15 protein-coding genes and 1 pseudogene are annotated in these 13,474 nt (G+C 45.5%); 5 read left to right on the top strand and 11 right to left on the bottom strand.

Annotated elements, in window-relative coordinates:
- Positions 1-136, bottom strand: a pseudogene (locus tag ODU34_RS09115) (IS4 family transposase); the annotation flags it as partial.
- Between the two features lie 289 nt (positions 137-425).
- Here ODU34_RS09115 and ODU34_RS09110 point away from each other — a divergent pair.
- The 5 genes from ODU34_RS09110 to serS all read left to right on the top strand — a co-directional run bounded on the left by ODU34_RS09110 (position 426) and on the right by serS (position 5,110).
- Positions 426-1,418: a PTS sugar transporter subunit IIB gene (locus tag ODU34_RS09110; RefSeq protein ID WP_012775315.1), complete on the top strand. Its 993-nt coding sequence runs from the start codon at positions 426-428 to the stop codon at positions 1,416-1,418.
- A gap of 31 nt (positions 1,419-1,449) precedes the next feature.
- Positions 1,450-2,259, top strand: coding sequence for a PTS mannose/fructose/sorbose transporter subunit IIC (locus ODU34_RS09105; RefSeq protein ID WP_044758915.1), 810 nt, complete (start codon positions 1,450-1,452; stop codon positions 2,257-2,259).
- Between the two features lie 17 nt (positions 2,260-2,276).
- The gene (locus ODU34_RS09100; RefSeq protein ID WP_024408274.1) at positions 2,277-3,188 is read left to right on the top strand and encodes a PTS system mannose/fructose/sorbose family transporter subunit IID; all 912 of its coding nucleotides are present in this window, start codon (positions 2,277-2,279) and stop codon (positions 3,186-3,188) included.
- A 59-nt stretch (positions 3,189-3,247) separates the two neighbouring features.
- Positions 3,248-3,619 carry a DUF956 family protein gene (locus tag ODU34_RS09095; protein ID WP_012027688.1) on the top strand — a complete coding sequence of 124 codons (372 nt, stop codon included), beginning with the start codon at positions 3,248-3,250 and terminating at the stop codon, positions 3,617-3,619.
- 216 nt (positions 3,620-3,835) lie between these two features.
- A complete protein-coding gene (gene serS, locus ODU34_RS09090) occupies positions 3,836-5,110 on the top strand; it encodes a serine--tRNA ligase (RefSeq protein WP_105105803.1) in 1,275 nt (424 codons plus the stop codon).
- A gap of 58 nt (positions 5,111-5,168) precedes the next feature.
- On the opposite strand, the gene ODU34_RS09085 is transcribed toward serS, so the two are convergent.
- The 10 genes from ODU34_RS09085 to fabD form a co-directional block, all read right to left on the bottom strand.
- The gene (locus tag ODU34_RS09085; RefSeq protein WP_044758912.1) at positions 5,169-5,801 is read right to left on the bottom strand and encodes a hypothetical protein; all 633 of its coding nucleotides are present in this window, start codon (positions 5,799-5,801) and stop codon (positions 5,169-5,171) included.
- Positions 5,794-6,267 (bottom strand): GNAT family N-acetyltransferase, encoded by a 474-nt coding sequence (locus tag ODU34_RS09080; RefSeq protein WP_398578473.1) that lies wholly within the window; start codon positions 6,265-6,267, stop codon positions 5,794-5,796. Before ODU34_RS09080 ends, ODU34_RS09085 begins: the two co-directional genes overlap by 8 nt.
- 64 nt (positions 6,268-6,331) lie before the next feature.
- Complete coding sequence (locus tag ODU34_RS09075) at positions 6,332-7,105, bottom strand: acetyl-CoA carboxylase carboxyl transferase subunit alpha (RefSeq protein WP_105121249.1); 774 nt, start codon at positions 7,103-7,105, stop codon at positions 6,332-6,334.
- Positions 7,102-7,968 (bottom strand): acetyl-CoA carboxylase, carboxyltransferase subunit beta, encoded by an 867-nt coding sequence (accD, locus tag ODU34_RS09070; protein ID WP_105179049.1) that lies wholly within the window; start codon positions 7,966-7,968, stop codon positions 7,102-7,104. Before accD ends, ODU34_RS09075 begins: the two co-directional genes overlap by 4 nt.
- Positions 7,969-7,982: 14 nt before the next feature.
- Positions 7,983-9,356, bottom strand: a complete 1,374-nt coding sequence (locus ODU34_RS09065; RefSeq protein WP_105179048.1) for an acetyl-CoA carboxylase biotin carboxylase subunit — start codon at positions 9,354-9,356, stop codon at positions 7,983-7,985.
- Positions 9,357-9,652: 296 nt separating this feature from the next.
- Complete coding sequence (gene fabZ / locus ODU34_RS09060) at positions 9,653-10,075, bottom strand: 3-hydroxyacyl-ACP dehydratase FabZ (RefSeq protein ID WP_105179047.1); 423 nt, start codon at positions 10,073-10,075, stop codon at positions 9,653-9,655.
- On the bottom strand, positions 10,072-10,548 hold the full coding sequence (gene accB / locus ODU34_RS09055) for an acetyl-CoA carboxylase biotin carboxyl carrier protein (RefSeq protein WP_105179046.1): 477 nt from the start codon (positions 10,546-10,548) through the stop codon (positions 10,072-10,074). The genes fabZ and accB overlap by 4 nt, the downstream gene beginning before the upstream one ends.
- The gene (gene fabF / locus ODU34_RS09050) at positions 10,549-11,784 is read right to left on the bottom strand and encodes a beta-ketoacyl-ACP synthase II (protein ID WP_105138990.1); all 1,236 of its coding nucleotides are present in this window, start codon (positions 11,782-11,784) and stop codon (positions 10,549-10,551) included.
- 25 nt (positions 11,785-11,809) lie between these two features.
- On the bottom strand, positions 11,810-12,544 hold the full coding sequence (fabG, locus tag ODU34_RS09045) for a 3-oxoacyl-[acyl-carrier-protein] reductase (RefSeq protein ID WP_105179044.1): 735 nt from the start codon (positions 12,542-12,544) through the stop codon (positions 11,810-11,812).
- 9 nt (positions 12,545-12,553) lie between these two features.
- A complete protein-coding gene (gene fabD / locus ODU34_RS09040) occupies positions 12,554-13,474 on the bottom strand; it encodes an ACP S-malonyltransferase (protein ID WP_105179043.1) in 921 nt (306 codons plus the stop codon).

The raw sequence follows: 13,474 nt of genomic DNA, 5'->3' as shown, positions 1-13,474 counted from the left end.
TAGCTTGAATCATGGTTTTCATCGTTAGCTGACTTTTCCGACTAAAATCTTTTTCAGGATGAAGCACAAACTGGTTTGCGGTGGAAACGATGTCGTTAATACTATCAAGTAAATGAGCTTTAATCTGATCTAGCATGACTTTTCCCCTTTTATTTTTAGTGTAACATAAAAACTAACCCACCACAAAATGTGATAGGTTAGTTAACTTAATGACATTGGATAAACTGTCAGGTTTTTGTCATATTCGTTGCATATTTTTATCACTTTTCTGAAACACGATTATGAAAAGTTTCGGAAATATTTTGCACTTTTAACACAAACCTACTTGACAAATGTACTGAAAACGTTTTATAATGGTATAGTTCGAACATGAAAGCCCATTCAATGGTTTTTACATGAACAAGAAAAATTTAGGAGGATCAATAATGAGTATTGGAATCATTATTGCAAGTCATGGCGAATTTGCTGCTGGTATTCATCAGTCAGGTTCAATGATCTTTGGCGAACAAGAAAAAGTACAAGTTGTTACTTTTATGCCAAGTGAAGGTCCAGATGATTTATACGCTAAGCTAAATGCTGCCGTGGACGCATTCGATGCCGATGATGAAGTTTTGGTTTTGGCTGACCTTTGGAGTGGTTCACCATTCAACCAAGCAAGCCGTGTAGCTGGTGAAAATCCAGATCGTAAGTTTGCTATCATCACCGGTCTAAACTTGCCAATGCTTATCCAAGCTTACACAGAGCGTATGATTAACGCTGCTGCTGGCGTGGAAGAAGTTGCGGCAAACATTATCAAGGAAGCCAAAGATGGTATCAAAGTTCTTCCAGAAGAACTTCAACCAGCTGAAGCTGCTCCTGTTGCCGATGCTGCTCCTGTTGCACTACAAGGTGCTATCCCTCCAGGTACTGTTATCGGTGATGGCAAGTTGAAAATCAACTTAGCCCGTATCGACACTCGTCTCTTGCACGGTCAAGTGGCGACTGGTTGGACTCCTGCTTCCAAAGCAGATCGTATCATCGTTGCATCAGATACAGTTGCCAAAGATGAATTGCGTAAACAACTCATCAAACAAGCTGCACCTGGTAACGTAAAAGCGAACGTTGTCCCAATCAAGAAATTGATTGAGGTTTCTAAAGACCCTCGATTCGGTAACACTCACGCCTTGATTCTTTTCGAAACTCCTCAAGAAGCTCTTGAAGCAATTGAAGGTGGTGTTGAAATCAAAGAATTGAACGTTGGTTCTATGGCTCACTCAACTGGTAAAACAATGGTTAACAACGTATTGTCAATGGACAAAGATGACGTTGCAACCTTTGAAAAATTGCGTGACCTCGGCGTTGAATTTGATGTGCGTAAAGTACCAAACGATTCGAAGAAAGACTTGTTTGAACTTATCAACAAGGCAAACGTTCAATAAATCGATCTGTTAGTATAGAAAGGATTACAACATGTCAGATATTACACTTATTTCTGCAATTCTCGTTGTCATCGTTGCCTTCTTCGCTGGTCTTGAAGGTATCCTTGACGAATTCCAATTCCATCAACCATTGGTAGCTTGTACCCTTATCGGTCTTGTGACTGGTAACTTGGCTGCAGGTGTTATGCTTGGTGGTTCTCTACAAATGATTGCACTTGGTTGGGCAAACATTGGTGCAGCTGTTGCTCCTGACGCTGCTCTTGCTTCTGTAGCTGCTGCAATCATCATGATCAAAGGTGGCGACTTCTCAACTGAAGGTATTGCCGTTGCAACAACAACTGCTATCCCTCTTGCCGTAGCTGGTCTTTTCCTTACAATGATCGTTCGTACTATCTCAGTCGGTCTTGTACACGGTGCTGACAATGCTGCTAAAGATGCAAACTTCGCTGCTGTAGAACGTTACCACTTATTTGCTCTCCTTCTCCAAGGTTTGCGTATCGCAATTCCTGCGGCTCTTCTTCTTGCAATTCCTGCAGAAGCTGTTCAAGCAGTTCTTGAATCTATGCCAGCTTGGTTGTCAGGTGGTATGGCCGTTGGTGGTGGTATGGTTGTTGCCGTAGGTTATGCTATGGTTATCAACATGATGGCAACTCGTGAAGTATGGCCATTCTTCGCACTTGGTTTTGCATTTGCTGCTATCAGTAAATTGACACTTATCGCACTTGGTGTTATCGGTGTTGCAATCGCTCTTATCTACCTCAACTTGTCAAAACAAGGCGGATCAGGTAACGGTGGTGCTTCATCTAACGACCCAATCGGCGACATCCTTGAAGACTACTAAGAGAAGGGAGATTCATCATGTCAGAAAAAATTCAACTTTCCGTAAGCGATCGTAAAAAAGTTTGGTGGCGTTCAACCTTCCTTCAAGGTTCATGGAACTATGAGCGTATGCAAAACTTAGGTTGGGCTTATGCAATGATCCCAGCTATCAAAAAACTTTACACTAAAAAAGAAGATCAAGCTGCTGCTCTTGAGCGCCACTTGGAATTCTTCAACACACACCCATACGTTGCTTCACCAATCCTTGGCGTAACTCTTGCCCTTGAAGAAGAGCGTGCTAATGGTGCTGAAATCGATGACACAGCTATCCAAGGTGTGAAAATCGGTATGATGGGACCTCTTGCTGGTATCGGTGACCCAGTCTTCTGGTTTACTGTTCGTCCAATCCTTGGTGCCCTTGGTGCTTCACTTGCACAATCTGGAAATATCATGGGACCAATCATCTTCTTCCTTGGTTGGAACGCAATCCGTATGGCCTTCCTATGGTACACACAAGAATTTGGTTACAAAGCTGGTAGCGAAATCACTAAAGACATGTCTGGTGGTATCCTTCAAGACATCACTAAAGGTGCTTCAATCCTTGGTATGTTCATCCTTGCCGTTCTTGTTCAACGCTGGGTATCTATTACTTTCGCTGTAAATCTTCCTGCTAAACAATTGTCAGAAGGTGCTTACATCGTCTTCCCAGAAGGTACTGTTACTGGTGCTGAGTTGAAAGGTATTCTTGGTCAAGCTCTTAGCGGACTTAGCCTTGAACCAACTCAAGCTCAAACATTACAAGGTCAGTTGGACAGCTTGATTCCTGGTTTGATGGGACTTCTCCTTACTTTCCTCTGCATGCACTTGCTTAAGAAGAAAGTAACACCAATCACAATGATTATCGGTCTCTTCATCGTAGGTATTCTTGCTCGTTTCTTCAACATTATGTAATCAAGGACCCCGCTCTTGCGGGGTTTTATGATATAATGAATATCTAGGGAGAGAGCACTATGGCACAATCACAAAATACAAGCGTTGAACTACAAACCACAGGGGTTTCCTACATGGGCTTTGGTGGCAAGGTTGGTAAATTTCTAATTGGTGACAAGGCACTTGAATTCTACCCAGATAGCAACGTTGAGCGTTATATCCAGATTCCTTGGTCAGAAATGACTAGCATCGGTGCTAACGTTTCTGGCAAAGCAATCAGCCGTCATTTTGAAATTTATACAGAGAAAAGTCGATTCTTGTTTGCATCTAAAGATTCTGGTAAGATTCTTAAAATTGCCCGCGAGCATATCGGCAATGAAAAAGTTGTGAAATTACCGACTCTTATGCAAACAATCGGCAGAAAAATTTCGAATCTATTTGCCAAAAAATAAAAATTCAAGTATAATAGTAGAAACGGATAAGTAGCATCTGGCTCCTTCCAGAAAGTCTGCGGTCGCTGTGAGCAGATAGGAAAAAGTTGTGAAATTCTACCGTTATGAAATTATCAAAATACAATCAAGTGCACAGAATGTGAAGCTGGATGGAACCGCGGTAAATATCGCTCCAGCATCTCTCATTCTGTGTTTTTTATTCTAAAGGAGACATCTATGCTAGATATCAAACGTATTCGTACAGATTTTGACGGAGTGGCTGCCAAATTAGATACTCGTGGTGTGGCTGCCGAAACCTTGGCAGACATCAAGGAATTGGATGCAAAACGCCGTGAAATCTTGGTTACTGTAGAAGAATTAAAAGCTGAACGTAACACAGTTTCAGCAGAGATTGCCCAAGCAAAACGCAACAAGGAAAATGCTGACGACAAGATTGCTGCCATGCAAAAACTGTCTGCCGATGTAAAAAACTTGGATGCTGAACTCTTGGAAATTGATGAAAAACTAAATGCCATTCTTGCAGTTCTTCCAAATACGCCGCACGATTCTGTCCCTGTTGGTGCAGATGAAGAAGAAAACGTGGAAGTTCGCCGCTGGGGCACACCTCGTGAATTCACTTTCGAGCCAAAAGCTCACTGGGATTTGGGCGAAGACCTAGATATTCTGGACTGGGAACGTGGCGCAAAAGTAACTGGTGCACGCTTCCTCTTCTACAAGAACTTGGGTGCTCGCTTAGAACGTGCCCTCTACACCTTCATGTTGGACGAGCATATCGCAGAAGGCTACCAAGAAATCATCACACCTTACATGGTCAACCACGACTCTATGTTCGGTACTGGTCAATATCCTAAGTTCAAGGAAGATACCTTTGAGTTGGCAGACACTAACTTCGTCCTCATCCCAACTGCGGAAGTGCCGTTGACTAACTACTACCGCAACGAGATTCTGGAAGAAAAAGACCTGCCAATCTACTTCACAGCCATGAGCCCATCTTTCCGTTCTGAAGCTGGTTCTGCTGGTCGTGACACCCGTGGTCTTATCCGCCTTCACCAATTCCACAAGGTTGAAATGGTCAAATTTGCTACACCAGAACAGTCTTACGATGAATTGGAAAAAATGACCGCAAACGCAGAGAATATTCTCCAAAAGCTAGGCTTGCCTTACCGCGTTTTGGCCCTCTGTACAGGTGATATGGGATTCTCAGCTGCTAAGACCTATGACTTGGAAGTCTGGATTCCTGCCCAAAATGCCTACCGTGAAATCTCAAGCTGTTCAAATACCGAGGATTTCCAAGCTCGTCGTGCCCAAATCCGCTACCGCGATGCTGCTGACGGCAAGGTTAAATTGCTCCACACCCTTAACGGCTCTGGTCTAGCAGTTGGCCGTACAGTGGCTGCCATCCTTGAAAACTACCAAAACGAAGATGGTTCTGTCACCATTCCAGAAGTTCTCCGTCCATACATGGGTGGGGTTGATGTGATTAAGCCATAACCTATCCCAAGAAAAAAACAAACATCATGACGATGCTTGTCTGCCATTAACCCACTGATTATTCGGTGGGTTTTGTCATATTCAGATAAGGTTCTAGTAGAGAAAAGCCGTTAGTCAAGCGTTTTCGCAGCTCCTCTTCAGAGGCAGTCGTTCTAAATGGTACATCATACTTGACCAGTACTTTTCGAACGCGTCCTGCTTCGACGGCTTCTAGTAAAATCTGCCTATTCTCCTCAGTTCCATCCAAGCGATAAAATACCTTTCCCTCTTGCACCCAGTAATAAAGTGGTGCCTGAATCGGGCAGTTCAGCACACGGTTTTGCTGAAAAAGAGAGGTCTCTACCTTCTTTCGCTCAATGAAGCTAACTTCTACTGAAATCCCCGCTTCAGCTCCCTTACCATACAGACGAATGGCGAAAGCTGGGGCCGACGGACTAGCAGAGGGTAGGCGGTAATAGGTCCAAAAATGCGGTCTGCAAATCTGGGCTTGGTTCATCCATTGACTAACTCTTTCTGGCACAAAGGGACTGACTTGCTCAGCTAAGGCTAAACTTAATGTCTGAAACTCCTTGCGTGCTGCCTGTGCTAAGTTTCTTAAGGTTGTCATGTCGCTTACCGAAGCTCCTGCCTTTTCAGGCTTGCAATAATGAACTCCTTGATAATCCAAGTATCTATGACACTGTTCAAGCATCTGAACCTCCTATCCACTTCTCCATATAGACCATATCCATGCCTTCCTGCTCAGGCTCGGTTTTGATAGCCTTATAGCCTAGACTTTCGTAGAAAGCGACCAATCTAGGCTCCTGTAAAACCGTACAGAGTACCCACCGCTTGACTGTCGGATAGAGTTGTTCTAACTCTAACATGGCCTTATGACCATAGCCTTTTCCTCTGTGGTCTGGGTCAATGCCAATCAGACCTAGCCAGCCCTGGTCTGCATCTTCAGCGACCGTTGTTCGTACCAGTCCGACTGTCTGAACCTCTTCGACAATCTTGTAGTAGCTGCAATTTGGTCGTGCAAAGCGTGATTGGAAGTAGTCCATAGTTTCAATGGCAGGGTTGTATTGGTCCTGATAGGTTTCATACAAGGCTGCAAAGGCTCGGTGTTGAATGGGCAATAATTCTTCTGCGTTTGATAGATCTGCTTTTACTAACATGGAAAACCTCCTGAAAATTATTTTATCCATTATATCAAATCTAGCAAAAAAATACTAGGTCTTCCTAGTATTTTCTAAAGCGTTGATAGCGGTTTTCGAGTAGCTGATCAAGTGGTAAGGCTTGCAGTTGGGCCAACTGGCTGACCAAGTTTTCCTTGATGTCAGACAAGACTTCCTTGGTCGCTCTGCCATTTTCCAAAACAACCCGATCGACCACTTGGAGTTTCTCCAACTCATAGGAAGTGATCTTCATGAGCTCTGCCGCTTCCATGGCCCGACTGCCGTCTTTCCAGAGGATAGAGGCGAAACCTTCAGGGCTGAGGACGGCATACATGGAGTTTTCCAGCATCCAGACCTGGTCTGCGACTGCCAGTGCAAGTGCTCCACCAGAGCCTCCCTCACCGATAATAATGGCGATAATGGGTACCTTGAGGTCGCTCATCTCCATGAGGTTGCGGGCAATGGCCTCCCCCTGTCCACGCTCCTCAGCACCAACACCTGGATATGCTCCAGCGGTATTGATAAAAGTGACAACGGGACGGCCGAACTTCTCCGCCTGTTTCATGAGGCGAAGGGCCTTGCGGTAACCTTCAGGATGGGGCTGCCCAAAGTTGCGTTTGAGGTTATCCTGGAGGTTCTTGCCTTTTTGGATACCGATGACTGTCACAGGCTGACCTGCTAGAAAGCCGATGCCACCCACTACAGCTTCGTCATCACGGAAATTGCGATCGCCGTGCAATTCGATAAAGTCATCAAAGAGCTGTGTGGCATAGTCCAAGGTGGTCAGGCGAGCCTGGTCACGTGCCAAACGGATCATACGTGCTACATCACTGGTCATCTAACACCTCCATGCATTCTCAGCAAGCGACTGATGGTCGCAGGCAAGTCCTGACGTTTGACAATAGCGTCAACAAAGCCGTGTTCTTGTAAAAATTCAGCCTTCTGGAAATCGTCAGGCAGATTTTCCCGAACGGTTGACTCAATAACCCGTCGTCCAGCAAAACCAACCAAGGTCTGCGGTTCAGCTAGGATAATATCGCCTTCCATGGCAAAACTAGCTGTCACACCTCCTGTTGTGGGGTCTGTCAAGACCGTCAGGTAAAAGAGCCCAGCATTTGAGTGGCATTTCACAGCTGCCGAAATCTTGGCCATTTGCATCAGGCTCATGATGCCTTCCTGCATCCGAGCACCGCCAGATGCGGTAAAGAGGACGACTGGCAGTTTCTCTTCAGTAGCCAACTCAAAGAGGCGGGTAATTTTCTCACCAACTACCGTTCCCATAGAGGCCATGATAAAATGCGAATCCATGATACCAAGGGCAACTGGCTGACCGCCGATTGTCGCCTTGCCTGTCAAAACAGCCTCGTCCAAACCTGTCTTTTGACGGATGGCTGCCAATTTCTCTAAATAATTGGGGAAGTCCAAGGGATTTTTGGTTTCAATCCCTGTAAACAATTCCTCAAACGAACCATCATCGACTGTCAAAGCCAGGCGTTCCTGAGCTGTAATCCGAAAATTATAGGAACAGTGTTGACAGGTTTTCTCCAATCCTAAATCATTCTTGTAAAGGATGACCTTACAAGCTGGACATTTGGAAAATAGTTCATCTGGCACCTCTGGCTTTGCTTGAGGTGCTGACTCTATCCGCGAACGATTGGGATTGATGCGGATATATTTGTCCTTTTTGCGAAACAAAGCCATAGCATTCTCCTAGTTTACTTTTTTAAATCTTCCTGATAGCGAGGTAAAAATTCCTCCATGAGATAGGCAGTATCGTAATCACCAGCCACCACTCGTTTGTCGGAAATCAAGTCCAGCTGGAAGTCAGTATTGGTCACCACTCCGTCAATTTCCAATTCGTAGAGGGCCCGCTGCATCTTCATTAGGGCTTCAAAACGATTTTCCCCATGCACGATAACCTTAGCAATCATAGAATCATAGTAAGGCGGAATGGTGTAGCCTGGATAAACTGCCGAATCCACACGCAGACCAACACCACCACTTGGCAGGTAGAGATTGGAAATCTTACCTGGACTTGGGGCGAAATTGAAGGCTGGATTTTCAGCATTGATGCGGCATTCAATAGCATGGCCTGTAATCCGCACATCTTCTTGGCGGACGCTGAGTTCCTGACCAGCCGCAATCTTGATTTGCTCCTTGACAATATCCACACCGGTAACAAATTCGGTAACCGGATGCTCTACCTGCACCCGTGTGTTCATTTCCATGAAGTAAAATTCGCCCTTGGCTTCATCCAATAGGAACTCAATGGTCCCTGCATTTTCATAGCCAACTGACTGGGCAGCCCGCACCGCTGCTTGACCGATACGGTCCCGCATGGTTTGGCCAATGGCGATCGACGGAGCTTCTTCCAAGACCTTCTGGTTGTTGCGTTGAAGGGAACAATCCCGTTCTCCCAGATGAATGACATGACCGTGCTGGTCCGCCAAAATCTGTACTTCGATGTGGCGGGCGGGATAGACGACCCGCTCCATATACATGGCTCCGTTACCAAAGGCTGCCTTGGCTTCGCTGGATGCCGATTCGAAGGCAGGCACTAGGTCTTCGGCTTTTTCCACCTTACGAATCCCTTTACCGCCACCTCCTGCCGATGCCTTGAGCATGACAGGGTAGCCAATCTTTTCAGCGATTTCAAGAGCTTCATGGCTTGTTAAGACCTCACCGTCTGATCCTGGAATAACAGGCACTTGAGCCTTTATCATCTCCGCCCGAGCATTGATTTTATCCCCCATGGTATCCATAACCGTTCCGGAAGGTCCGATGAACTTGATACCAACCTCTTCACAAAGGGTGGCGAATTTGGAGTTTTCACTCAAAAATCCAAAGCCAGGATGAATGGCCTGGGCACCTGTCACAACAGCCGCCGAGATGACCGCCTGCATATTGAGATAGGAATCTGTCGAACGAGCAGGTCCGATACAGACAGCCTCATCTGCCAACATGGTGTGGAGAGCTTCCTTGTCAGCCTCTGAATAGACAGCCACCGTCGCAATCCCCAGCTCCCTGGCCGCACGAATAATCCGCACTGCAATCTCACCACGATTGGCAATTAAAATCTTCTCAAACATGATGAATCCTATCTCCTTTTTAACATAGAATAATTGTTATAACAATCTCAAGGTGAGAATATTAAGTAATGGTTATCAGTAGCAGTTCTTCATTTTACTTTTAGTGCTTGCTCCAAAGGTTTGGGAAACCTTTGGAGATTGAAAATGAGACGAATAAAATTCGTATCAATTGTTGTAGACAGTACTTGGGTACGGCAAAACGAGTTCAAATAATGATGAAATTATTTGAAGTTGGAAATAAGGAAACGAAGTTTCCTCGTTCGTCGACGCAATAAAAGATAAAATGGAGAACTGATTTATTTTCCAATAGCAAAAGTCAATACCCCCGACGCAGCCAGTTTTCCGTCCACTTCTGCCTTTGCCTCAACGACCGCAATGGTTCCGCGGCGTTTGACAAATTTAGCTGTCATGATCAACTGGTCACCAGGTACAACTTGCTTCTTAAATTTAACCTTATCCATGCCGGCATAAAAAACCAGCTTGCCCTTGTTTTCTTCCTTGGACAACTCCAAGACACCTGCGGTTTGTGCCAAAGCCTCCATGATGAGAACACCTGGCATGACAGGATAGTCTGGGAAATGCCCGTTGAAGAAGGGCTCGTTAATGGTCACATTTTTGAGGACCACAATCTCATCTTCCGATACTTCAAGGACACGATCGACCAAGAGCATAGGATAGCGATGAGGAAGAGCCTCTTTAATTTTCAAAATATCAATCATTTGATGCGTACCAATCCTTGTCCAAATTCTACAACGTCCTGGTTGCCCACCAAAATCTCTGTGACCACACCATCACGGTCAGCAGGCACTTCGTTCATGACCTTCATGGCTTCGATAATCATGAGAGTCTGACCTTTTTTGACCGTATCGCCAACTGCTACAAAGGCTGGCTTGTCAGGGGCTGGTGACAAATAAGCCACGCCGACCAAGGGACTTTCCACTACCGCACCTTCTGCCACAGGGCTGGCACCTGCTTCTACTGGAGCTGGCTCACTCATTTCAACTGCTGGCACAGGGGCTGGGCTTGCAGAAGCTACTGGAACAAGCGGAGTTTCTACCGCTGGACTCGGAACCACTATCGCCTGCTGATTTTTACTGAAATGCAAGGTTTCCCCAGCATTGCTATATGAAAATTCTCGCAAACTTGACTGGTCAAACTGACTCATCAAGTCCTTTATTTCTGTAATATTCACTTAAGCCTCCCAACGTTTGAAAGCAATCACTGAGTTGTGACCTCCAAAGCCAAATGTATTTGAAATGGCATGGCGGATTTCCATATCACGCCCTTGTCCATAAATGACATCTGCTTCAATATCTTCAGATAATTCTGTCGTACCAGCTGTCTTTGGTGCGTAAGAATGACGCATAGCCTCAATGACAGCTGCCGCCTCAACTGCACCCGCCGCCCCCAACAAGTGACCTGTGAAGGACTTAGTGGAAGAAACTGGCGTGTTCTTGCCGAAGACGGATACGATAGCTTGGCTTTCCCCTTTTTCATTAGCCGGTGTCGAAGTACCATGGGCATTGATATAGTCAATATCAGCTGGCTCTAAACCTGCTTCTGAAATGGCCAACTTCATGGCCTTAATAGCACCCAGACCTTCTGGATGTGGAGAAGTCATGTGGTAAGCATCGCAAGTATTTCCATAACCAACGATTTCAGCCAAAATCGTCGCTCCACGCGCCTCTGCGTGTTCCAAACTTTCCAATACTAAAACCGCGGAACCCTCTCCCATGACAAAACCATTGCGGTCCTTGTCAAAGGGAATAGACGCACGTTCTGGATCCTCAGTAGTCGACATAGCTGTCAAAGCTTGGAAACCACCGATTGCAAACGGAGTAATGGCTGCTTCTGCTCCACCTGCCAGCATCACATCTTGGAAACCAAACTTGATTTCACGGAAGGCTTCTCCTAAGGCATCATTTGATGAAGCGCAGGCTGTGATGATACACTTGCAGACACCATTTGCACCGACCTGCATAGCAATATTTCCAGCCGCCATGTTTGGCAAGGCTTTTGGAAGAGCCATGGGACGAATGCGTTTTGGACCTTTTTCGTTCATCCGAGCCACTTGCTCTTCAATTTCCAAAATACCACCGATACCTGTTGATAAGATAACGCCAAAACGGTCACTATCCACTGTCTCTGTATCCAGCTGTGCATTAGCAATTGCTTCTTTAGCTGCATAGAGTGCATAGAGCGAGTAATTATCGTAGCGATTTGTATCTTTTTTGACGAAATATTTGTCAAAAGGAAAATCTTTTAACTCCGCTGCATTAAGTACGCTGTACTCGCTGGTATCAAACTTGGTAATCTTTCCGATCCCAATTTTCCCAGCCTTCAAACTATCCCAGAACTCCTCTGGCGTATTTCCGATTGGAGATGTCAGACCGTAGCCTGTTACTACTACACGATTTAATTTTGTCATTTTCAGTCCTTTCTCATTAGGAAACTTACTGCATGGTTAAGCCGCCGTCAACCGCAATCACCTGTCCTGTTAGATATTCTTGCTTGGCAAGGAATACAGCAACATCAGCTACTTCTTCTGTCGCACCAAAGCGTTTCATAGGAATTTGTGCAGTCATAGCTTCTTTAATCTTGTCAGATAAAACATCTGTCATATCAGACTGGATAAAGCCCGGCGCAATCGCATTGACACGAACATTTCGCCCAGCAACCTCACGGGCAATGGCTTTAGTAAATCCAATCACACCTGCCTTAGAAGCAGCATAGTTGGCCTGTCCAGCATTTCCAATCAAGCCAGATACACTTGATAGATTGATAATAGCACCCTCACGAGCCTTTGTCATTGGTTTCAAAACAGCCTGCGTCATATTAAAAGTTCCAGTAAGATTTACCTTCAGAACCGTCTCAAAATCCTCTTCTGTCATACGAAGAGCCATACCGTCTTTGGTGATCCCTGCATTATTGACCAAAATATCGACGCTACCGAGGGTTTCGATAGCTTCTGCCACCATTCGTTTGGCATCTTCCGCGCTTGAAATATCTCCTGAAATAGCTAGGACTTTCACACCGTAATCTGCAAAGCTATCCAGAATATCTTGCCCTAATTGACCACGACCGTTCAGCACCACATTGGCACCAAGACTGGCAAACTTATGGGCAATGGCCAAGCCGATTCCTCGACTTGAACCTGTTACAAAAACATTTTTATTTGTTAATTCCATGATTCCTCCTCATGATTTGTTTAATACTATTTGTAGCCCCGCTATATCTTCAATTGCTACAACATGCGCTGTCTTATCGATTTTCTTGACAAATCCTGATAAGACTTTACCTGGACCGATTTCAATAAAGTTAGTCACACCAGCTTCCTGCATGGTTGTGATTGACTCATAGAAACGGACTGGTTCCATCACTTGACGGGTCAAGAGGGACTTGATGTCCTCTTTTTTCATGACCTTGGCTTCCGTATTACCGACCAGCTCTACTTGGAAGTCCGCAAATTCCACCTGCTCCAAGGCCTGAGCCAGTTGCTCCGACGCTGGTCGCAGGAGAGCCGTATGGAAAGGACCTGACACATTGAGTGGAATCATGCGTTTGACACCTGCTTCCTTCAGCAATTCAACCGCCTCATCCACAGCAGCCACCTCGCCTCCGATGACGATTTGGGCTGGTGTATTGTAGTTGGCTGGGGAAACAATCCCAGAGGTAACAGTCGAACAGACTTCTTCTATCAAGTTGACATCTGTGTTGAGAACAGCAACCATCTTACCAGTCCCTGCTGGCGCAGCCGTTTCCATATATTCACCACGCTTAGCAATCAGGGCAATCGCATCTTCAAAGGCCAATGCTCCCGATGCCACCAGAGCTGAATATTCTCCCAAGGATAGACCAGCTACCATATCAGGTTGTATTCCCTTTTCTGCCAACAAACGATAGATAGCTAGGGAAGTTGTCAAAATTGCCGGTTGGGTATAGCGAGTCTGATGTAATTTATCCTCTTGATTGTCAATCAGGTCGCGAATGTCATACCCCAGAATCTGACTAGCCTGGTCAAACGTTTCTCTAACTATCAGGGAATATTCGTAAAGGTCGCGAGCCATCCCCACTGTCTGAGCCCCTTGACCTGCAAAAAGAAAAGCTGTCTTTGTCAT

It is taken from the genome of Streptococcus sp. 2018WUSS126 (assembly GCF_044427425.1).
Classification (GTDB): domain Bacteria; phylum Bacillota; class Bacilli; order Lactobacillales; family Streptococcaceae; genus Streptococcus; species Streptococcus hashimotonensis.
This window is presented reverse-complemented; position numbering and strand designations above follow the sequence as displayed.

Bases quoted from the DNA above. Each gene is read 5' to 3' on its own strand.
- ODU34_RS09100 (WP_024408274.1), top strand. From the start codon at position 2,277: ATGTCAGAAAAAATTCAACTTTCCGTAAGCGATCGTAAAAAAGTTTGG.
- accD (WP_105179049.1), bottom strand. From the start codon at position 7,968: ATGGCTTTGTTTCGCAAAAAGGACAAATATATCCGCATCAATCCCAAT.
- ODU34_RS09085 (WP_044758912.1), bottom strand. From the start codon at position 5,801: ATGCTTGAACAGTGTCATAGATACTTGGATTATCAAGGAGTTCATTAT.
- fabG (WP_105179044.1), bottom strand. From the start codon at position 12,544: ATGGAATTAACAAATAAAAATGTTTTTGTAACAGGTTCAAGTCGAGGA.
- ODU34_RS09105 (WP_044758915.1), top strand. From the start codon at position 1,450: ATGTCAGATATTACACTTATTTCTGCAATTCTCGTTGTCATCGTTGCC.
- fabF (WP_105138990.1), bottom strand. From the start codon at position 11,784: ATGACAAAATTAAATCGTGTAGTAGTAACAGGCTACGGTCTGACATCT.
- fabZ (WP_105179047.1), bottom strand. From the start codon at position 10,075: ATGATTGATATTTTGAAAATTAAAGAGGCTCTTCCTCATCGCTATCCT.
- ODU34_RS09080 (WP_398578473.1), bottom strand. From the start codon at position 6,267: ATGTTAGTAAAAGCAGATCTATCAAACGCAGAAGAATTATTGCCCATT.
- ODU34_RS09075 (WP_105121249.1), bottom strand. From the start codon at position 7,105: ATGACCAGTGATGTAGCACGTATGATCCGTTTGGCACGTGACCAGGCT.
- fabD (WP_105179043.1), bottom strand. From the start codon at position 13,474: ATGACAAAGACAGCTTTTCTTTTTGCAGGTCAAGGGGCTCAGACAGTG.
- ODU34_RS09095 (WP_012027688.1), top strand. From the start codon at position 3,248: ATGGCACAATCACAAAATACAAGCGTTGAACTACAAACCACAGGGGTT.
- ODU34_RS09065 (WP_105179048.1), bottom strand. From the start codon at position 9,356: ATGTTTGAGAAGATTTTAATTGCCAATCGTGGTGAGATTGCAGTGCGG.
- serS (WP_105105803.1), top strand. From the start codon at position 3,836: ATGCTAGATATCAAACGTATTCGTACAGATTTTGACGGAGTGGCTGCC.
- ODU34_RS09110 (WP_012775315.1), top strand. From the start codon at position 426: ATGAGTATTGGAATCATTATTGCAAGTCATGGCGAATTTGCTGCTGGT.